The following is an 18,759-nucleotide window of genomic DNA, read 5'->3' as shown; positions in this document are numbered from 1 at the left end:
CGAACCCTAATGTTGTCGATCCCTTACAGCTTTGATAGAGCGCTGCGGGTAAGGCGGGGACGCCGTCGGCGAAGCAGAGGTGCATATGGGCGCAGCAATGGACAATAGAGATGACGTGCCTCGCTGGCACTGGTCGGTCGCCATGGCCTTGACCGCGCTGGTGCTGGGTGTGCTGACGCTGGCTATTGCGCTGGTCGGCGCGATTGGCGCGGGTCAGCAATGGTGGGGTCAGGATGCAGGCATGCAGAGCCTGACCGGGGCGTTCTTCCTCGGTCTGATCACCATGGTGCTCGCGCTCGGCATCCTTTTCTATTATCGCAAACAAGGCCAGCCGCTGGTGTTGTTCAGTGTGCTCGCGCTGCTGCTTGCCGGAGGCTATGTCGCCTATATCGGCTATCATATCATCAAGGCGTCATCACTGCCGATGATCCATGACATCTCGACCGATCTGGAAAATCCGCCGCAATATGTTGCGTTAAGTCTGAGGCAGGACAATTATTCCGACATTCCTGGCCGCGGTGAACCGGAATATGCCGGCAAAAATGCGTTTGAGCGCTGGCAACAACTGCACAGCCAGGGTTATCCCGATATCAAGAAGCTGCGCTTTGACAAGAGCGTCGCTGAAGTCATTGCCAGTGCAGAAGAAATTGCAACTGTCAATGGCTGGGATATTGCCGCTGTCGACCCACTTAATGGTCGTTTGGAAGCAACCGACACGGTAGCCCTGCTGAAGTTCAAGGATGATGTTGTGGTCCGCGCTGTCCCCGATGCCGATGGCGAGGGCAGTATCGTCGATATCCGCTCGGTGTCGCGCTACGGTCTCAGCGATATCGGTGTCAATGCCAAGCGCATCCGCCGCTTTTCACAACAGTTGACCGACACACTCGGCGAATAGAGCTTGTGTTCAGGGTTTCGGGCTGAGCTTCAGCAGCCGCCCGCCCGAGCCACGGCGTTCATCTTCCAGTACCCAGAGATGACCTGCCGGTCCCTGTTCAGCTTCGCGGATGCGTGCGCCCATCTCGAAACGCTCGGCCTCGCTGGCCTTGTCGCCGTCAATGGTAACGCGCACCAGCGCCTCGCTGGACAGTCCGCCGATAAAAGCGCTGCCTTTCCATTCGGGGAAGACATCGCCATTGTAAAAGCTCAGCCCCGCGGGTGAGATCGCCGGCACCCAATAGGTTGCCGGTGCGCTGAATTCGGGCCGGGTGTCATGGTCGGGTATTTCCTCACCGCTATAGTGATCGCCGTTGGAAACAATGGGATAGCCATAATTGGCACCGCGCTGCACCAGGTTGAGCTCATCGCCATGGCGCGGCCCCATTTCCTGGTTCCACAGCCGCCCCTGGGCATCGAATGCAAGGCCCAATATGTTGCGATGGCCGAGCGACCAGATCTGGGCCGTGACCCCGCCCTGATCGTAAAAGGGGTTGTCTTCGGGGATGGTGCCATCAGGATTGAGCCGCACCACCTTGCCGAGATTGGCCTGCATGTCCTGCGCCGGATCGAATTTCTGGCGCTCACCCGAGCCGATGAACAGATATTTGCCATCGGGCGAAAAGGCGATGCGGTGCGAATAATGACCGCGCCCGGTGACTTTCGGGAATTGGCGCCAGATGATCTCCAGCCCTTCGAGACGCGGCGCGGCATCGGCATCCGCCCCGGGGGTGGTTAGCGTCGCACGACCGACAACGGCACCGCGGGTATCATTCTCACCTGCTTCTACCCAGCTGAGATAGACCATTGAGGTGTCAGCGAAATCCGGGGCGAGGACAATATCGCCCAGACCGCCCTGGCCGCCATAATCGACCTCGGGGACACCAGCGACTTCGGTTTTCTGACCATCCATGCCGACCATGAACAGCTTGCCGGTTTTTTCGGTGACCAGCATCATGTCGTCGCTGACAAATGTCAGCGCCCATGGCTCGTTGAATACTGCGACTTCTTCGGCAACGAATGGCCAGTTTTCGGCTTCGGCTGATAGGATGTAGCTGGGGCCGTGAGTGTCGGCGCTATTTCCCGCCTGGGCATCATTGCTGGAATTACAGGCGAACAGGGCGAGCGACAGGGCGGTGGCGGCAGAAAGACGATGCATGCGAGTGTCTCCGAAAAACATTGGGATAATGTCGCGTGTTTGCAGGCTTTTTGCAATGTCCGAGGGTAAAGATATTGGGGGAAACTCTGTCGACGAGGTGCGAAAGCGATGGCGAACCAAAATTTCAATCCGGGTTCACCTGTTATCTGCGGCGTCGATGAAGCCGGGCGCGGGCCGCTGGCGGGGCCGGTGGTGGCAGCGGCGGTGATCCTGCCCTCCGGTTATGGCATAGAAGGACTGGCCGACAGCAAGAAACTGACGGCGAAACGACGCGCTCTGCTGGAGCAGCAGATAAAGCAAAGCTGTGTTTTTGGCATTGGTATCGCCGAACCCGATGAAATTGACCGTATCAATATCTTGCAGGCGACGATGCAGGCGATGGTCCGCGCGGTTGAGGCGGTGCAACAGCGTTTTGACAGGGTTCATGTCGACGGTAACAGGCTGCCATCATGGTCCTATCCAGCCGAGGCGATTATCGGCGGCGATGCCAGCGATCCAGCCATCTCTGCAGCCTCGATCCTGGCCAAGGAGCATCGCGACCGGCTGATGCTGGCGTTGGCGGGCGCGGATGATCGCTATGGCTGGCGGCGCAACAAGGGCTATGGCACAAAGGAGCATCTTGCGGCGCTGGAAAGCCATGGCGTCAGTGATCATCACCGGCACAGTTTCGCTCCGGTGGCCCGAGTCGCTCAGATTCGCAGCGGTTTTTCATCCAGGTGAGTCCTTTAGGGCACACCACTAGGTATTGAGTCCTGCCATCGCGCACAGACTCCATATGCTGATTTGGACTCTTTGTGTTCTCACTGGCTTGAGACGGCCTTAACCATTTTCTGTCAGACTGTGCTGCATATCCGTGCTTGACGCCCTGCGCATCGGGACTCACGGTTGCGGCAAGGAGTAATGGCCAGAGGGTGACAGGATATGGCGCTGACCAAATCGGGGATGAAAACCGTCGCAAATCGGCCTGCACAAGCGCGCCGTGCAGACAGCCAGGCAGCGCATGCCTTGCCGCTGAACCGGATATTGCGCGGCGATTGTATCGAGGCGATGCGCAGCCTGCCCGATGCCTCGATCGATATGGTGTTTGCCGATCCGCCCTACAATCTTCAGCTTGGGGGTGACCTGTTTCGCCCCGAAGGCTCTGTCGTAGATGCCGTGGACGATGACTGGGACAAGTTCGACACATTCCGCGCCTATGATGAATTCACCCGTGCCTGGCTCACCGAAGCGCGTCGGGTGCTCAAGCCTGATGGTTCGCTCTGGGTTATCGGCAGCTATCATAATATCTTCCGCGTCGGTGCGGTATTGCAGGATCTGGGCTACTGGATCCTTAACGATATCGTCTGGCGCAAGGCCAATCCGATGCCCAATTTTCGCGGCACCCGTTTCACCAATGCGCATGAGACGATGATCTGGGCATCGCATGGTGAGAAATCGAAATACACCTTCAACTATCGCGCAATGAAAACGCTGAATGACGAACTGCAAATGCGCTCCGACTGGGTGCTGCCGATTTGTGGTGGTGCGGAGCGCCTGAAACGCGATGGCAAAAAGGCGCACCCGACGCAAAAGCCCGAGGCTTTGCTCTATCGCGTGCTGCTGGCTTCGACCAACAAGGGCGATGTCGTGCTCGATCCGTTTTTTGGCACCGGTACTACCGGTGCAGTGGCGCGCCGCCTGGGCCGTGACTGGATCGGTTGCGAGCGTGACCAGGGCTATTGCGAGGTTGCCGAACAGCGCATCGCCGAGGCACTGCCACTCGACGAATCCGCTCTGAAAACAATGCAATCGCCGCGCAGCGCACCGCGCGTTGCTTTCGGCACGCTGGTCAGCACCGGTTATATCGCCCCGGGTACGGTTCTGCATGACCGCAAGCGCCGCTGGGCTGCGACGGTGCAGGCTGATGGCTCGCTTGTCTGCGACGGCAATCAGGGCTCGATCCACAAAATCGGTGCCACGGTGCAGGATGCGCCAAGCTGCAATGGCTGGACCTTCTGGCATATCGACGATCCGGAAAAAGGCATGCAGCCGATCGACACCCGACGCCAGACCTATATCCTTGCAACCGAGCCCTGAGGATCAGCAACTGATGCGTGCCTATCTTCATCCCGTCGCAACAGCGCAAAGCCCGCAGGCGGTAGATGGTGGTGCAATCCGTCTCGGTGGCTCCCTGGTCTGGGCCAATATGCTGCAGATTGATTGCCGCGATGGTGGCAGCCAGGCACATCGCGCGCTGGTGCCTGCAGACGGCATCGACGATGCGCTGGCAGCCACTCCCCAAGCAGCGCGCCAACAGCTGCAGCAACAATATGATAGTCTGCGCAAGGTCCATGCGCCGCTGGTTATGGGTGAACGGACATTGCGTTTCGACCAGCCGCAGGTCATGGGCATCATAAATGCCACGCCGGACAGTTTTTCTGATGGCGGGAAACATGATGCACCGGAGGCCGCAGTCAATGCCGGTTTTGCGATGACAGCTGCAGGCGCGGCGATTGTCGATATCGGCGGTGAATCGACGCGGCCTGATGCAAAAACCGTGTGGGAGGGTGACGAGATCGCCCGTGTTCAACCCATAGTGCAACAACTGGCGGCATCGGGCGCTCTGGTTTCCATCGACAGCCGCAAGGCGGCGGTGATGGAGGCGGCGCTGAATAGCGGCGCGGCAATTGTCAACGATGTCTCGGCACTGCTCTATGATCCGGGCTCGATTGAAGTGGTCGTCAATACAGGCTGCCCGGTGATCCTGATGCATGCCCCGTCACAGGGCGAAGACCCGCATCTGAACAGTGATGGTTATGGTGATGTGGTGCGTGACGTTTTCGACTGGCTGCACGCGCGCATCGAAGCGGTCGCTGCGGCAGGTGTGTCGCGTGACAGGATCATCATCGATCCGGGGTTGGGCTTCGGCAAGTCGCTGGCCGACAATCTGGCGCTGCTCAATACGCTGCCGCTGTTCCATGCTTTGGGTCAGCCGTTGCTGGTCGGTGCGAGCCGCAAGCGCATGATTGGCGCACTGTCGAACGAGGAAGCAGCCGATCAGCGTCTGCCGGGGTCGCTGGCACTGGCGCAGCACGCCATGAATTGCGGCGCGCATATATTGCGGGTGCATGATGTACCTGAAACCATGCAGACAATGCGGGTATGGCGCGGCCTGCGCGATGCAGCGCTGACCGCAATGTCCTGAAAACCGCTTGATCGGCGTCAGGCCGCGTTGTCGATGCCGAGTTCGGACAATTTGCGGTACAATGTCGAACGCCCAATACCGAGGCGCCGCGCGACCTCGGTCATCTTGCCGCGATAATGGCCGATGGCGAGGCGGATAATATCGGCTTCGATTTCTTCCAGCGGCCGCAAATTGCCATCATCGGAGTAGAGCGTAACGCCAATTCCCTCATGCGCCGAGGTGGCATCGCTATCGACACCTTGCATCATATTGGCCAGATGCGGCAGCTCCGCTGTGGTCAGCGCATCGCCGTCGGCAAAGATGGCGGCGCGGAACAGCGTGGTCTGCAACTGCCGCACATTGCCTGGCCAGTCATAGGCGGAGAGCAGCGCCAGCGCATCCTGGGTTATCCCCAGCGGCCGCATACCCGGCTGATCGGCGATACGCGCGAGGAAATGCCGCGCCAGTGAGGGGATATCGCCTTTGCGCCTGCGTAGCGGCGGGATGCAGATCCGCTGTTGGGCTATCAGGTCATATAGCGCATGGTGGAAATCGCCGCTTTTTACCATCGGTTCGAGTGCGCGGTTGCTGGCGAAGATGTAACGGGTGTCGACGCGGAAGCTGTGCCCGCTGCCTATCGGCTGTATCTCGTCCTTTTGCAGGCAGGCCAGAAATTTTTCCTGGATATCGAGCGGCATGCGGTCGATTTCATCGATCACCAAAGTGCCGTTTTCGGCGCGCTGGATATGGCCGATCTGGCGGTCGAAAGCGCCGGGAAAAGCGCCTTTTTCATGGCCGAAGAGCAGCGATTCCATCTGGTTCGCCGGGGTGCTGCCGATATTGAGCAGCTTGAGCGTCATCTTGGCGCGTGGCGAGGTGGCATGCACGGCGCGCGCCACCATTTCCTTGCCGACACCGCTTTCGCCCTCGATCAGCACATGGTTATGGCTACGCGCAGCCTTGGCCGCTACTGCCAGTGCCGCGCGGAATTCCGGCGCGCTGCCGATCATTTCGTCGAAATTGAGCGGGGAAGAGATTTTCTCGGTGAGCGGGCGCAGCTCATCGACCCGGTCCTGCCGCTCGGTAGCGGCATTGAGCGCGGCAATCAGCCGATCGGGTGCCAGCGGCTTGATCAGATAATCGGTCGCGCCTGCACGCATTGCTTCTACAGCGAGCAGCGGCGAGGTGCTGGTGGTCAGCATCAATATCGGCAAGGCAGGGCGGCGCGATTTCAGTTCGGCGATCAGTCTTGCGGCATCTTCCCCGGGCACCCACTGGTCGAGAATTATGGCATCAAGCTGCATCCCCTGCTGGGTACCCAGCATGGCGATAGCGGTTTCCGAATCCTTGGCAAAAACGGTACGCCAGCCGGCCTTGGCAGCCAGCGCCGCAACCAGACGGCATTGTGCCGGCTCATCATCGATAAGCATCAGCAGGCGTGTTTGGTCCTCTGCCATAAGTGCGGTCCTTGCGCGGAATGTCCCGATTAGGCACAGTTATAGGCAGGATTGGTAAACCCAAGGTTAAGAGGCGGCGGCGTTCGGGCTTTCAGCGGACACGGTACGCAGATGGTTGAGCATGGCGATGCTTCGCGCTAAGGGAGCAGCGGACAGGGCATTCGCGTCCCTGCCCGCGAAAGTTTTCAATCCAGTTCTCAAAACCTCAGTTCAAAGACAAGGGAAACGCCGAACCATGACTTCTGGCAACAATATCGAAGATGCACGCAAAACCTATTCTGCCTTTACCGGTCTGGTGAAATGGGGAACCATTGTCACGGCTGTCGTGACCTGCATTGTCGTCCTCATCATTGCCAGCTGATTGCCCATGTCCGAAGCAGCAGCGCAATCCGCATCGCCCCGTATCATAGCCGTCCTCGCCGAAACCGCCGAGTATGAAAACCGCGTCGCGGCAACGCCCGAAACGGTCAAGAAATTCACTGGCCTGGGCGCGGAATGTCTGGTTGAGAAAGGCGCTGGTGTTTCGGCATCCTGTTCCGATGATGACTATGCCGCTGCCGGTGCGACGCTGACCAGCCGCAAGGACGCCATTGCCAAGGCCGATATCATTATCGCTATTCAGGGCCTCGATCCGAAAGAGCTGGCCAAGGCCAAAAAAGGCGTCACGCTGGCGGCAGCGCTCAATCCTTTTGGCGAACGTGAGCGGATCGACGCTTATGCCAAGACCGGTGTACACGCATTGGCGCTGGAATTCATGCCGCGCATTACCCGGGCGCAGTCAATGGACATATTGTCGTCCCAGTCGAACCTCGCCGGCTATCGGGCGGTGCTGCTGGGTTCGGTACATTATGGCCGGGCCTTCCCGATGATGATGACCGCAGCCGGCACCGTTTCGGCAGCCAAATGCTTTGTCATGGGCGTTGGTGTCGCCGGATTGCAGGCTATTGCCACGGCGCGACGACTGGGCGCGCAGGTCAGCGCCACCGATGTACGCAGCGCTACCAGGGAGCAGATTGAGAGCCTGGGTGCCAAGGCGATATTTGTCGAGAATGTCGCCGGGATCGAAGGCGAAGGGACAGGGGGCTATGCCACCGAAATGTCCGATGAATATAAGGCGGCGCAGGCTGAGCTGGTATCCAGTCATATTGCCAAGCAGGACATCGTCATCACCACCGCGCTGATTCCGGGTCGTCCAGCGCCGAAGCTGATCTCCGATGATCAACTGGCGACAATGCGCTCCGGCAGTGTCATCGTCGACCTTGCCGCAGAACAGGGTGGCAATGTCGAGGGCGCGGTTGCCGGGGAAACCGTGGTCAAGCACGGCGTCACCATCATTGGCGCGCGCAATATCACCTCGTCGCTGCCGGCTGATGCATCGGCGCTGTTTGCGCGCAACATCTTCAACTTCTTCTCCGCCTTCTGGGACAAGGATGCCAATGCGCCGGTCTTCCCCGAAGATGACGAGATCGTTCAGGGCATCACCGTGACCCAGGACGGCAAGGTCGTCCATGAGAGGCTGCTGGGTTGAGATATTCAGCCGGCGTTTCAGCCTGTCTGTTGCTGGCTGGTTGCGAAATGCTTGGCGTCAAAGGCCCACCGGTCTGCGAAAACTGGGTCAAGAACAGGATCGATGATCCCGAAAGCTAAAGCTGAGCTTCTTCGAACTGGTCATCCAACGGGCCAGATGTCGCGATCGAGTTTACAAGCGAGATCAATGGCAGGACGGTGCGGCAAAGAGCGGAGTGCAACTTTGTCGATCCTGAAGCGGAAAACCTCGTTGTCGATGATGAGCGGTCATCGATCATAAGCTGGGACTTTTGAAGCATTCGGTTTTCCATGGGTGGCTTGCATTATCCGGTCAATTCATGCAGATGCCGTCGTAACAGGTAAACAAAAGTAAACAGGTCGCCTGGACATTTAGCTGTTCATAATCAGAGAGATAACTCCCCTCATCACGGTTCTGGCCGAAAAAAATCGGCCGATCATGAACCTTTTCCTTCGTTTATGCGTCTTTTGGGCGCACCCTTCCCTACAAAATGGAGACTTCTAAATATGTTGAAATCGAGTTTGACCGGTATTGCTGTTGCATCGCTTTTGCTGGGGGGCGCGGTTGCCCAGGCCCAATCGACGGAGGGTGCTGCGGAAGAAACACAGGCCGCCGATGATACGACAATGTACCCGACCTGGAACATCGTGCAAAATGTCTCCCGCTCGGCAGATCACTCGCTGCTGGTCGAACTGGTAAAAACCGCCGATCTGGTCACCACGCTGTCAGGTGAAGGCCCGTTCACCGTCTTTGCACCTACCAATGACGCGTTCAACGTGTTTCCTGAAGGCGCTGTCGATGGCCTGAAAAAGCCCGAAAACAAGGCGATTCTCAGCCGCATCCTGAAATACCACGTGATCCCGGGCAAGGTGACGTCCGAACAGCTTATCGCCATGATCGAAGCCGGTGGTGGCAGCGCGACGCTGACCACTGTCGAAGGCACCGAGCTGACCGCTACAATCGTGGCGGACAAGGTCAAGCTGTCGGGCTCCAATGGCACCGCTTTTGTGACCACGGCCGATCTCGAACAGTCGAACGGAATTGTTCACTCGATCAACGGCGTGGTTGTACCCTGATCAGCCGATTGTCGGCACAAGCTGAAAACCGGAAACGCCGGGCAAGCAATTGTCCGGCGTTTCTGTTGTCATCATAGTCGAGACGCTCGACAGTCGCGAGGATATTTGCCAAAGGTTAGCGGCATCGCGCCGTTCGGCCTTCAGATGACCGCCAATCAGACGACCGCTAATCAGGGGTAGCTTCATGGATTTCATATCGGTTTTGTCCATTTTCGTGCTGGCATGTTTTGTCGGCTATTATGTCGTCTGGTCGGTCACACCGGCGCTCCATACCCCGCTCATGGCCGTGACTAACGCCATTTCCTCGGTGATTATCGTCGGCGCACTGATCGCTTCGGCCGAGGCAGGCAGCCAGGTTGCCAAATATCTCGGCCTGTTCGGTGTAGTCCTGGCCAGCATCAATATTTTCGGCGGCTTTGCGGTCACCGAGCGTATGCTGGCGATGTACAAGAAGAAGGAGAAGTAAGCGATGGCCTTCTCCATTCTCGCTGCCGGTGCCGATGGCGGTTCGGTCAATCCCTGGGTTGCGCTGGCCTATCTGGTTTCAGGCGTATTCTTCATCCTGGCGCTGCGCGGTCTTTCTTCGCCTGCCACCAGCCGTGCGGGCAACCGTAATGGCATGATCGGCATGGTGCTTGCTGTCGGCACAACGCTGATTACCCATAATCTCGCCACCTGGTACGAGATTGCCATCGCGATTGCGATTGGCGGTGCCATTGGCTTTGTCATTGCGCGGCGCATCGCAATGACCTCGATGCCTGAGCTTGTGGCGGGCTTCCACTCGCTGGTAGGCCTTGCGGCTGTGGTGGTGGGCCTTGCTGCCTGGCTTGACCCGGGCAGTTTCGGCATAGTTGATGCGGAAGGCCAGATTCTGATGGTCAGCCGTATCGAGCTTGGTCTTGGCATTGCTATTGGTGCGATTACCTTTTCCGGCTCGGTTATCGCCTTTCTGAAGCTTTCCGGTCGCATGAGCGGTGCGCCGCTTCTGCTTCCTGCGCGCCACATTATCAATCTTGGCACGCTGGCCGCGATCCTGATATTGATTGGCACCTATGCGGTATCTGGTGCCGGCGGTGCGGGTGAGGGCATGCTGGTCATCTGGATCACTGTTCTGGCCTTTATCATCGGTTTCCTGCTGATCATCCCGATTGGTGGCGCAGATATGCCGGTCGTGGTTTCGATGCTCAACAGCTATTCGGGCTGGGCCGCCGCAGCCATGGGCTTTACGCTGGGCAATACCGCTATGATCATTACCGGCGCCCTGGTGGGTTCCTCGGGGGCGATCCTGTCCTACATCATGTGCCGGGCGATGAACCGCAGCTTCATCAGTGTGATTGCCGGCGGCTTTGGCGCCGAAGATGGTGCCGGTGCCGATGGCGCACCGCGCGAGCAGCGGCCTTATAAGCAAGGCAGCGCCGATGATGCGGCGTTTATGCTGGAACAGGCCGAGAAGGTCATCATCATCCCCGGCTATGGCATGGCGGTGGCACAGGCACAGCATGTGCTGCGTGAAATGGCCGATGCGCTCAAGGAAAAGGATGTCGAGGTCAAATATGCCATCCATCCGGTTGCGGGCCGTATGCCGGGGCATATGAACGTGCTGCTCGCCGAGGCCAATGTGCCTTATGACGAGGTGTTCGAGCTGGAGGATATCAACAGCGAGTTCGCCCAGGCCGATGTTGCCTTCATCATCGGCGCCAATGACGTTGTCAATCCGGCGGCAAAGACCGACAAGTCATCGCCAATTTATGGCATGCCGGTGTTCGATGTCGACAAGGCCAAGCAGGTGTTCTTTATCAAGCGCTCCATGGGCGGTGTCGGCTATGCGGGTGTCGACAATGACGTCTTCTATATGGACCAGACGATGATGCTGCTTTCCGATGCGAAGAAGATGGTCGAGGAAATCGTCAAGGCGCTGGACTGAGTCGGCAGGAGGGGGAGCAATGCGCAAGATCGGGCTCATCGGTGGGATGAGCTGGGCCTCTACCGAGACCTATTATCGCCATATCAACACCCGGGTGCAGAAGCGCGCGGGCGGGATGTGCAGTGGTCCGATCGTCATGGAGAGCCTGAACTTCTGTGACCTGTCCCGTCTCGATACGCGTGAGCAGTGGCGGCATGCCAGCGAAACCCTGTCGGAATCGGCAAAGCGTCTCGAAGATGCCGGCGCCACCGCCATTCTGATCTGTGCCAATTCGATGCACAAAATTTATGACGATGTGGCTGGTGCAGTCTCGGTGCCGATCATCCATATCGCGGATTGCGTTGGCGAAAAGATGCGCGCCGACGGCATCAAACGCGCGGCGCTGATCGGTACCCGCAATGTTATGACAGAGGGTTTTTACCGGCAGCGACTGGTGCATCATGGTATCAGGCTCATGCCCCCTGATATGGAGCGTGTCGAGGAGCTGGAACGCATCATCTATGAAGAGCTGATGCTGGGTCAGGCGACGCGCGATTCCGAACGCACGCTCAAGACCTTTCTTACCAATATCGCCAAGGAAGATGTCGAGGCGGTAGTGCTTGGCTGCACCGAGCTGGAGATGATCGTCAACACCCGCGCCAATGTCCTGCCCATCTATGATGGCACGCAGATTCATGCCGAAGCTGCTGTAGAATGGATATTGGGTCAAGGCTGATCGCCGCTATAAGCGCATCATCCGCGCGATGATGTTTCCGTCCAGCAGGTAGCTTTTTATGACCCGCGCTTCCTATGCCTCCGATCCCGCAAAGAGCCGCGGTCGGCTCCATGCCGAGCGGGACAGTTCGGTGCGCGGGCCGCGCAATGCGTTTCAGCGCGACCGCGACCGGGTGATTCACTCGATTTCCTTTCGCCGCCTGCGCCACAAGACCCAGGTATTTATCGCGCCCGATGGAGACCATTACCGGGTGCGCCTGACCCATAGCCTCGAGGTGGCACAAATAGGCCGCGCCATCGCCCGGGCTTTGGGTCTGAACGAGGATCTGACCGAGGCGCTGTGCCTGGCGCATGATATCGGCCATCCGCCCTTCGGTCATGCCGGAGAGCGCGCGCTCAATGATGTGATGGCCGATTGCGGCGGCTTTGATCATAATGCCCAGACGTTGCGCACCTTGATGCACCTCGACTCACCCTATCCTGATCGTCCGGGGCTCAATCTTAGCTGGGAAGTGCTCGAGGGGCTGGCCAAGCATAATGGCCCTTTGGTAGAGCCGGGCTGGGCGATGGCGGCATGCGATACCGAATTGTCACTCGAACTTCACAAGCATGGCTCACTCGAAGCTCAGATCGCCGCGATTGCCGATGATATCGCCTATGACAATCACGATATTGATGATGGGCTGCGCGCCGGTTTCCTGAAACGCGAGCAATTGATGGAACTGCCCTTTATCGCTGCACAATGGGACGAGGTGCGCCAGGCTTTCCCCGATGCGGGAGAGGCGGCGCTGTTGCGAGAGATGGTGCGCAGCCAGATCGGGCTGATGGTCAATGATGTTATTGCGGCAACGCGTGAGCGCGTCGCGGCGCATGACATCACCAGTGCCGATGATGTGCGCATGGCCGGTCGGGTGATTGGCGGGTTTTCCGACGAGATGGCGGCGAAGGAGCGAGAATTGAAACGCTTCATGTATGACAATCTCTATCTCCACCCGGATCAGCGCGAGGCAGCGGATTGTGCCTGCGCCATCATTGCCGACCTGACGCGCTATTATCGCGATGATCCGGCCCGGTTGCCCGAAGACTGGCAATCGGGTCTGGACGAGGATGATATAGAGACCGGACGCCGCATCATGGACTTTATCGCCGGCATGACCGACCGCTATGCGATCAATCGTTATGCCGGGCATATCGGACCTGTCCCTAATGGGCTGCGCAATGTCTGACACTGGAAAACGTGTATTGATTGTCGGTGTGACCGGGTTGGTTGGACGCCAGATCTTCCCCGCGCTGGCCGATAGCGATAATATCGCTGCGCATGCTCTGGTCCGGCGCGGCGGTGATGGCATCCCCTCCGGCTTTCATGTTGCCGATCCTTCCGCATGGCCGGATGCCATTGCGACGTTGAAACCGGATGTCTTCATTTCGGCATTGGGAACCACATGGAAGAAATCGGGCAAGAACGAGGCTGCCTTTCGCGCGGTTGACTATCACCTTGTGCTGGATTGCGCGGCGGCGGCCTATGCTGCCGGGGCGCGGCATGCGATCATTGTCACGGCTGTCGGATCCAGTGCCCGATCGGCAAATCTTTATCAACGGACCAAAGGCGAGGTGGAAGATGCTGCTACCAGTCTGGGTTTTGACAGGCTCGATATAATACGGCCCGGCCTTTTACGCGGCAAGCGCGACGGTGAGCAGCGGATTGTCGAAGGCCTGATGTTGATGCTGGCGCCGATCACGGATCACCTTATCCCCAAAAGCTGGTCCCGCTATGGCTCCATTGATAGCGCCGATGTTGCCCGTGCCATTGTGCGATTGGCCCTTGGAGATACGCATGAGGCGCATGAATCAAAGCTATATGTGCATCATAATGATGCGTTGCTGTCGCTGGCTGCGGGGACGAGAGAAAAAAGCGGACAAGACACCCGCCTCGCTGATTGACAGCCACCTGACCCTCCGCCACTGTTTTATGGCTCGAATCGGCCTGTAAAGGCCGATGCGTCAAAACGGGAGAGTGTCGGCGGGAGCCGACCGCCGAAGGAGCAACCGCCCCGGAAACTCTCAGGCTGTGGGACCGTTTTGGCGCTGTGAAAATAGGAGCACTCTGGAAAGCGTCCACCGTCGCTTTAGCGAAGGTGAGCCACCGAAGGGGTAAGGGGCGGCGACCCAAGCCGTCCGAAAACTCTCAGGTTCCGTGACAGAGGGGGCAGTGTGTCTGCGGGGTATGATCCGTAACCACTTGCACCCTGAACGGAAGGCAAAGCTGATGAGTGACCAAAGCGCAGAAAAAACGCTGCCCCTCAATGACTGGCATCAGGCAAAAGGCGCACGCATGGTGCCCTTTGCCGGCTATTCCATGCCGATCCAGTATGAAGGCATCATGGCCGAACACCAATGGACCCGCAACAATGCCGGGCTGTTCGACGTGTCGCATATGGGGCAGTTGCAATTGGTAGGTGAAGGCGCCGCCGAGTCGCTGGAGCGGATTGTTCCGGGCGATATATCGGCGCTGAAGCCGGGCAAGATGCGCTATTCGCTGCTGCTCGCCGAGGATGGCGGCATTCTCGATGACATGATGATCACCAATACCGGTCGGCATCTCTACATCGTGGTCAATGGCGCGGTGAAGCATCAGGATATCACCTATATGCGGTCGCAGCTTCCGCAAACTATCGATCTGGTCCATCTGGAGGGCCAGGCGCTGCTCGCGCTGCAGGGGCCGAAAGCGGCAGAGGCGTTCGCGCGGCTGAGCATTGTCGGGCTGGAGCCGGGTTGGCCGGGACCGGATGATCTCTATTTCATGGATGCTGCCCCCTGTCTCTGGGGTGAGGTGCCGCTGGGTGTGAGTCGTTCGGGCTATACCGGTGAAGATGGTTTCGAAATCTCGGTGCCCGCCGAGCATGTCGTTGCACTGGCCGATGCACTGTGTGAACAGCCCGAAGTCAAACCGATCGGGCTGGGGGCCCGTGATTCTTTGCGGCTTGAAGCTGGCCTGCCGCTTTATGGTCATGATCTTGATCCCAAAACCGACCCGGTGCAGGGCAACCTGGCCTTCGCCATCTCAAAAGTGCGCCGTGCTGAAGGCGGTTTCCACGGTGCGGACCGGATATTGGCTGCGCTCGAAAATGGCGCCGATAAAAAACGCGTTGGCTTTGCGGTCGAGGGCCGCATGCCTGTACGCGAGGGCGCGCCGATCTTTGCAGGTGATGCAGAGGTTGGTGTGATCACCTCGGGCGGTTTTGCTCCGACCATCGGCGCGCCAATTGCTATGGGTTTTGTCGCCGCTGATCATGCTGCACTCGATAGCAGGCTCGAAGCTGAAGTGCGCGGCAAGCGCGTACCCATAGCCGTTTCCAAAATGCCCTTTGTTCCCAATGGATATCGCCGGAAAGGAAAATCCTGATGAGCCGTTATTTCACCGATGAGCATGAATGGATCGAAGTCGATGGCGACACAGCCACGGTCGGCATCACCGATTATGCGCAGGAGCAGCTGGGCGATGTCGTCTTTGTCGAGGTGCCCGAAGCCGATAAGCAAGTAGGCAAAGGCGATGACGCCGCCGTGGTTGAATCCGTCAAAGCCGCCAGCGATGTCTATGCCCCGGTTTCCGGCAGCGTCACCGAAGGCAATGCCGCGCTCGCCGATGATCCGGCACTGGTCAATTCCGACCCGGAAGGTGCGGGCTGGTTCTTCAGGCTGACATTGAGCGATCCGTCCGAGCTTGAAGGGCTTATGGATGAGGCAGCCTATAAGGAATTCCTCGCAACTTTGTGACGTGTGTTGCGTTATGTGATTGTCCCGCTCCGGGGCCGCCACCAATCAGGGATTGATGATGCGTTATTTGCCTTTGAACGATGAAGACCGCGCGACCATGCTGGTGCGTGTGGGTGCCGAAACCATTGACGATCTGTTCGTCGATGTTCCCGAGGAAGCCATTCTCGACGGTCCCATTCGAGACCTGCCCAATCATGCCAGCGAGCTTGCGGTCGAGCGGCATATGGCCAGCCTGGCAGCAGAGAACAGCGTTGCCGGCAATGCGCCCTTCTTCTTGGGCGCAGGGGCCTATCGCCATCATGTTCCGGCCAGTGTCGATCACATCATCCAGCGCGGCGAGTTCCTCACCGCCTATACCCCCTATCAGCCGGAAATCGCACAGGGTACGCTGCAGATGCTGTTCGAGTTCCAGACTCAGGTGGCGCGGCTCTTTGGTTGCGATGTTGCCAATGCCAGCATGTATGACGGCTCGACCGCCTGCTGGGAGGCGATTGTCATGGCCCGGCGCATTACCCGGCGTGGCAAGGCACTGCTTTCTTCGGGCCTGCACCCGCATTATGTCTCGGTCTGCCAGACCATGGCGCGCTTTACCAAGGATGATCTGCGCGTCAGCCTGCCCGATTTTGGCGGCGCGACCGATTATGATGCGCTGATTGACCAGATTGACAGCGATACCAGCTGCGTCGTGGTGCAATATCCCGACATATTGGGCCGCATAGACGATATGACCCGGCTTGCCGAACGTGCGGCTGAGCACAAGGCACTGCTGATCGCGGTTGTCACCGAGCCAGTGGCGCTGGGTACGATCAAGAGCCCGGGTGAAATGGGTGCGGATATTGTGGTCGGAGAGGGCCAGTCCATCGGTGTCGGTCTGCAGTTTGGCGGGCCCTATGTCGGCCTTTTCGGCTGCAAACAGAAATATGTGCGCCAGATGCCGGGCCGCTTGTGCGGTGAGACCGTCGATGCCGATGGCGAACGCGGCTATGTGCTGACGCTGTCGACGCGCGAACAGCATATCCGCCGCGAAAAGGCGACGTCGAATATCTGCACCAATAGCGGCCTGTGCGCATTGGCATTCAGTGTGCATATGACGCTGCTGGGCGAGGCAGGCCTGCGCAGACTGGCAGCGGTTAATCACGCCATGGCGGTCAAGGCCGCTGAGCGGCTTGAGCAGATTGACGGCATTTCGGTGGTCAATGACCGCTTCTTCAACGAATTTACCGTGCATCTGGGCCGTGATGCCCGCGATATTATCCGTACATTGGCGGATCGCGGCATATTGGCCGGTGTTTCGCTTGGTCGGCTTTATCCAGATGCCGAGGAACTGGCCGACGGTCTGGTGATTGCAGTCACCGAGACAGTGACCGATGAGGATATCGAGGCACTGGCAACGGCGCTGGAAGACATTTTGCAGGAGCTTGGCACATGGGCATGAACAATGTCGGCAGGGTGACCGTGCCGCAAGAAACAGCGTCGGACAAAGCGTCAGCCACTGCCACTGGGAACCGCGCGCTGATGCTGAAAGAGCCGCTGATCTTCGAAAGTGGTGCCTATGATCGTACCGGTGTCGATATTCCCGATGCCGCGGAAGTGAAAAGCCGCCTGTGCGGTCTGGAGCGCGACACGGTCATCGGCTTGCCTGGCTTGGCCGAAGGCGAGACAGTGCGGCATTATACCCGGTTGTCGCGGCAGAACTATGCCATTGATCTGGGCCTGTTCCCGCTTGGTTCCTGCACCATGAAGCATAATCCGCGGCTGAATGAGAAAGTCGCGCGTTTCCCAGGCTTTGCCGATATTCACCCGCTCCAGCCGATCCATAGTGTGCAGGGCGCGCTCAGAGTGATTTACCAGCTTGGCGAGTGGTTGAAGAAGCTTACCAATATGCCCGCCGTGTCGATGTCGCCCAAGGCTGGTGCACATGGTGAATTATGCGGTGTGCTTGCCATTCGCTCGGCGCTTGAGGCACGTGGCGACGCACGCGAGGTCATCCTGGTCCCGACCAGCGCCCATGGTACCAATCCGGCCACCGCTGCCTTTGCCGGATACAAGGTCGAGGACATTCCCGCGACCGATGAGGGCAGGGTTGATCTGGAGGCACTGAAAGCACGACTGGGGCCGGATGTTGCCGGTGTGATGATCACCAATCCCAATACCTGCGGCCTGTTCGAGCGTGACCTCAAGGCGATTTCGGATGCGGTGCATGATGCCGGTGGTTTCGTCTATTGTGACGGTGCCAATTTCAACGCCATTGTCGGTCGGGTGCGCCCGGGCGATCTCGGCGTCGACGCGATGCACATCAATCTGCACAAGACCTTCTCGACCCCGCATGGCGGTGGCGGCCCCGGCTCCGGTCCGGTGGTGTTCTCCGAGGCGCTGGCACCCTTTGCGCCACTGCCTTTTGTCGAAGAAGGCGATGATGGTTTGCTGCACATTATCGAGGAAGAGACGGCGCAGGAGCATCATGGCCAGAGCTTTGGCCGCATGGTCGCCTTTCACGGTCAGATGGGCATGTTTACCCGGGCACTGACCTATATGCTCAGCCATGGTGCGGACGGCCTTCGCCAGGTCGCCGAGGATGCGGTGCTCAATGCCAATTATGTGCTGCGCGCGATGGAGGATATTCTCGACGCGCCCTTTGCCGATTCGGGGCCGTGCATGCATGAAGCGTTGTTTTCCGACAGCGACTTTGCCGAGGGCTTTTCAACCTTGGATCTCGCCAAAGGCCTGATCGATGAAGGCTTTCACCCGATGACGGTCTATTTCCCGTTGGTGGTGCATGGCGCGATGCTGGTCGAGCCGACCGAGACCGAGAGCAAGGCGGCGCTGGACCAGTTCATTCTCGCTTTCCGTTCCGTTGCAGAGCGTGCACTGGCAGGTGACGAGCGCCTCAAATCGGCGCCGCATCATGCGCCGCTGAAACGGCTCGACGAAACCCAGGCAGCACGCAAGCCGGTGCTGGTCTGGACAGATCCCGATCCCCGGGCGGAGGCCGCAGAGTAAGACCCGGCCAAGC

At 58.8% G+C, this 18,759-nt stretch carries 19 protein-coding genes and 2 riboswitches; of the genes, 16 read left to right on the top strand and 3 right to left on the bottom strand.

What is annotated here, in order from left to right; translation table 11 throughout:
* Positions 1-97: 97 nt before the first annotated feature.
* Positions 98-895, top strand: coding sequence for a DUF1499 domain-containing protein (locus AAFX04_07210; GenBank protein MEO1045210.1), 798 nt, complete (start codon positions 98-100; stop codon positions 893-895).
* A 9-nt stretch (positions 896-904) separates the two neighbouring features.
* Here AAFX04_07210 and AAFX04_07205 read toward each other — a convergent pair whose 3' ends face one another.
* A complete protein-coding gene (locus tag AAFX04_07205; GenBank protein ID MEO1045209.1) occupies positions 905-2,092 on the bottom strand; it encodes a PQQ-dependent sugar dehydrogenase in 1,188 nt (395 codons plus the stop codon).
* A gap of 108 nt (positions 2,093-2,200) precedes the next feature.
* Here AAFX04_07205 and AAFX04_07200 point away from each other — a divergent pair, with 108 nt between their 5' ends.
* From AAFX04_07200 to folP, 3 genes are all read left to right on the top strand, one after another.
* Complete coding sequence (locus tag AAFX04_07200; protein MEO1045208.1) at positions 2,201-2,812, top strand: ribonuclease HII; 612 nt, start codon at positions 2,201-2,203, stop codon at positions 2,810-2,812.
* 222 nt (positions 2,813-3,034) lie between these two features.
* Positions 3,035-4,168 (top strand): DNA methyltransferase, encoded by a 1,134-nt coding sequence (locus AAFX04_07195; GenBank protein MEO1045207.1) that lies wholly within the window; start codon positions 3,035-3,037, stop codon positions 4,166-4,168.
* 13 nt (positions 4,169-4,181) lie between these two features.
* On the top strand, positions 4,182-5,276 hold the full coding sequence (gene folP / locus AAFX04_07190) for a dihydropteroate synthase (protein MEO1045206.1): 1,095 nt from the start codon (positions 4,182-4,184) through the stop codon (positions 5,274-5,276).
* Between the two features lie 17 nt (positions 5,277-5,293).
* On the opposite strand, the gene AAFX04_07185 is transcribed toward folP, so the two are convergent.
* A complete protein-coding gene (locus AAFX04_07185; protein MEO1045205.1) occupies positions 5,294-6,712 on the bottom strand; it encodes a sigma-54 dependent transcriptional regulator in 1,419 nt (472 codons plus the stop codon).
* A gap of 235 nt (positions 6,713-6,947) precedes the next feature.
* On the opposite strand from AAFX04_07185, the gene AAFX04_07180 reads away from it, so the two are divergent.
* The 3 genes from AAFX04_07180 to AAFX04_07170 all read left to right on the top strand — a co-directional run bounded on the left by AAFX04_07180 (position 6,948) and on the right by AAFX04_07170 (position 9,334).
* Positions 6,948-7,073 (top strand): aa3-type cytochrome c oxidase subunit IV, encoded by a 126-nt coding sequence (locus AAFX04_07180; protein ID MEO1045204.1) that lies wholly within the window; start codon positions 6,948-6,950, stop codon positions 7,071-7,073.
* 6 nt (positions 7,074-7,079) lie between these two features.
* On the top strand, positions 7,080-8,240 hold the full coding sequence (locus tag AAFX04_07175) for an NAD(P) transhydrogenase subunit alpha (GenBank protein MEO1045203.1): 1,161 nt from the start codon (positions 7,080-7,082) through the stop codon (positions 8,238-8,240).
* A gap of 524 nt (positions 8,241-8,764) precedes the next feature.
* Positions 8,765-9,334, top strand: a complete 570-nt coding sequence (locus AAFX04_07170) for a fasciclin domain-containing protein (GenBank protein MEO1045202.1) — start codon at positions 8,765-8,767, stop codon at positions 9,332-9,334.
* On the opposite strand, the gene AAFX04_07165 is transcribed toward AAFX04_07170, so the two are convergent.
* The gene (locus AAFX04_07165) at positions 9,335-9,520 is read right to left on the bottom strand and encodes a hypothetical protein (protein ID MEO1045201.1); all 186 of its coding nucleotides are present in this window, start codon (positions 9,518-9,520) and stop codon (positions 9,335-9,337) included.
* Here AAFX04_07165 and AAFX04_07160 point away from each other — a divergent pair.
* The 9 genes from AAFX04_07160 (at position 9,519) to gcvPB (ending at position 18,746) form a co-directional block, all read left to right on the top strand.
* Positions 9,519-9,800 (top strand): NAD(P) transhydrogenase subunit alpha, encoded by a 282-nt coding sequence (locus AAFX04_07160; protein ID MEO1045200.1) that lies wholly within the window; start codon positions 9,519-9,521, stop codon positions 9,798-9,800. The genes AAFX04_07165 and AAFX04_07160 overlap by 2 nt on opposite strands.
* A 3-nt stretch (positions 9,801-9,803) precedes the next feature.
* Entirely contained in the window at positions 9,804-11,258 is a 1,455-nt protein-coding gene (locus tag AAFX04_07155; GenBank protein ID MEO1045199.1) for an NAD(P)(+) transhydrogenase (Re/Si-specific) subunit beta, read from the top strand.
* A gap of 19 nt (positions 11,259-11,277) precedes the next feature.
* Positions 11,278-11,973 (top strand): amino acid racemase, encoded by a 696-nt coding sequence (locus AAFX04_07150; protein MEO1045198.1) that lies wholly within the window; start codon positions 11,278-11,280, stop codon positions 11,971-11,973.
* Positions 11,974-12,031: 58 nt separating this feature from the next.
* The gene (locus AAFX04_07145) at positions 12,032-13,198 is read left to right on the top strand and encodes a deoxyguanosinetriphosphate triphosphohydrolase (protein ID MEO1045197.1); all 1,167 of its coding nucleotides are present in this window, start codon (positions 12,032-12,034) and stop codon (positions 13,196-13,198) included.
* On the top strand, positions 13,191-13,913 hold the full coding sequence (locus AAFX04_07140) for an NAD-dependent epimerase/dehydratase family protein (protein ID MEO1045196.1): 723 nt from the start codon (positions 13,191-13,193) through the stop codon (positions 13,911-13,913). Before AAFX04_07145 ends, AAFX04_07140 begins: the two co-directional genes overlap by 8 nt.
* A gap of 56 nt (positions 13,914-13,969) precedes the next feature.
* Positions 13,970-14,059: riboswitch (glycine riboswitch) on the top strand.
* Between the two features lie 7 nt (positions 14,060-14,066).
* Positions 14,067-14,183: riboswitch (glycine riboswitch) on the top strand.
* A 55-nt stretch (positions 14,184-14,238) separates the two neighbouring features.
* On the top strand, positions 14,239-15,375 hold the full coding sequence (gene gcvT, locus AAFX04_07135; protein ID MEO1045195.1) for a glycine cleavage system aminomethyltransferase GcvT: 1,137 nt from the start codon (positions 14,239-14,241) through the stop codon (positions 15,373-15,375).
* Positions 15,375-15,746, top strand: a complete 372-nt coding sequence (gcvH, locus tag AAFX04_07130) for a glycine cleavage system protein GcvH (protein MEO1045194.1) — start codon at positions 15,375-15,377, stop codon at positions 15,744-15,746. The genes gcvT and gcvH overlap by 1 nt, the downstream gene beginning before the upstream one ends.
* Positions 15,747-15,804: 58 nt before the next feature.
* Positions 15,805-17,181: an aminomethyl-transferring glycine dehydrogenase subunit GcvPA gene (gene gcvPA / locus AAFX04_07125; protein ID MEO1045193.1), complete on the top strand. Its 1,377-nt coding sequence runs from the start codon at positions 15,805-15,807 to the stop codon at positions 17,179-17,181.
* Entirely contained in the window at positions 17,172-18,746 is a 1,575-nt protein-coding gene (gene gcvPB / locus AAFX04_07120; protein MEO1045192.1) for an aminomethyl-transferring glycine dehydrogenase subunit GcvPB, read from the top strand. The genes gcvPA and gcvPB overlap by 10 nt, the downstream gene beginning before the upstream one ends.
* The last annotated feature ends 13 nt before the right edge of the window (positions 18,747-18,759 follow it).

This window comes from Pseudomonadota bacterium (assembly GCA_039818985.1).
GTDB lineage: Bacteria > Pseudomonadota > Alphaproteobacteria > Sphingomonadales > Sphingomonadaceae > Alterisphingorhabdus.
This window is presented reverse-complemented; position numbering and strand designations above follow the sequence as displayed.

Bases quoted from the DNA above. Each gene is read 5' to 3' on its own strand.
- AAFX04_07165 (MEO1045201.1), bottom strand. From the start codon at position 9,520: ATGAAGCTACCCCTGATTAGCGGTCGTCTGATTGGCGGTCATCTGAAG.
- AAFX04_07160 (MEO1045200.1), top strand. From the start codon at position 9,519: ATGGATTTCATATCGGTTTTGTCCATTTTCGTGCTGGCATGTTTTGTC.
- folP (MEO1045206.1), top strand. From the start codon at position 4,182: ATGCGTGCCTATCTTCATCCCGTCGCAACAGCGCAAAGCCCGCAGGCG.
- gcvPB (MEO1045192.1), top strand. From the start codon at position 17,172: ATGGGCATGAACAATGTCGGCAGGGTGACCGTGCCGCAAGAAACAGCG.
- AAFX04_07155 (MEO1045199.1), top strand. From the start codon at position 9,804: ATGGCCTTCTCCATTCTCGCTGCCGGTGCCGATGGCGGTTCGGTCAAT.
- gcvH (MEO1045194.1), top strand. From the start codon at position 15,375: ATGAGCCGTTATTTCACCGATGAGCATGAATGGATCGAAGTCGATGGC.
- AAFX04_07150 (MEO1045198.1), top strand. From the start codon at position 11,278: ATGCGCAAGATCGGGCTCATCGGTGGGATGAGCTGGGCCTCTACCGAG.
- AAFX04_07210 (MEO1045210.1), top strand. From the start codon at position 98: ATGGACAATAGAGATGACGTGCCTCGCTGGCACTGGTCGGTCGCCATG.
- AAFX04_07140 (MEO1045196.1), top strand. From the start codon at position 13,191: ATGTCTGACACTGGAAAACGTGTATTGATTGTCGGTGTGACCGGGTTG.
- AAFX04_07180 (MEO1045204.1), top strand. From the start codon at position 6,948: ATGACTTCTGGCAACAATATCGAAGATGCACGCAAAACCTATTCTGCC.
- AAFX04_07145 (MEO1045197.1), top strand. From the start codon at position 12,032: ATGACCCGCGCTTCCTATGCCTCCGATCCCGCAAAGAGCCGCGGTCGG.
- AAFX04_07175 (MEO1045203.1), top strand. From the start codon at position 7,080: ATGTCCGAAGCAGCAGCGCAATCCGCATCGCCCCGTATCATAGCCGTC.
- AAFX04_07170 (MEO1045202.1), top strand. From the start codon at position 8,765: ATGTTGAAATCGAGTTTGACCGGTATTGCTGTTGCATCGCTTTTGCTG.
- AAFX04_07185 (MEO1045205.1), bottom strand. From the start codon at position 6,712: ATGGCAGAGGACCAAACACGCCTGCTGATGCTTATCGATGATGAGCCG.
- gcvPA (MEO1045193.1), top strand. From the start codon at position 15,805: ATGCGTTATTTGCCTTTGAACGATGAAGACCGCGCGACCATGCTGGTG.
- gcvT (MEO1045195.1), top strand. From the start codon at position 14,239: ATGAGTGACCAAAGCGCAGAAAAAACGCTGCCCCTCAATGACTGGCAT.
- AAFX04_07195 (MEO1045207.1), top strand. From the start codon at position 3,035: ATGAAAACCGTCGCAAATCGGCCTGCACAAGCGCGCCGTGCAGACAGC.
- AAFX04_07205 (MEO1045209.1), bottom strand. From the start codon at position 2,092: ATGCATCGTCTTTCTGCCGCCACCGCCCTGTCGCTCGCCCTGTTCGCC.
- AAFX04_07200 (MEO1045208.1), top strand. From the start codon at position 2,201: ATGGCGAACCAAAATTTCAATCCGGGTTCACCTGTTATCTGCGGCGTC.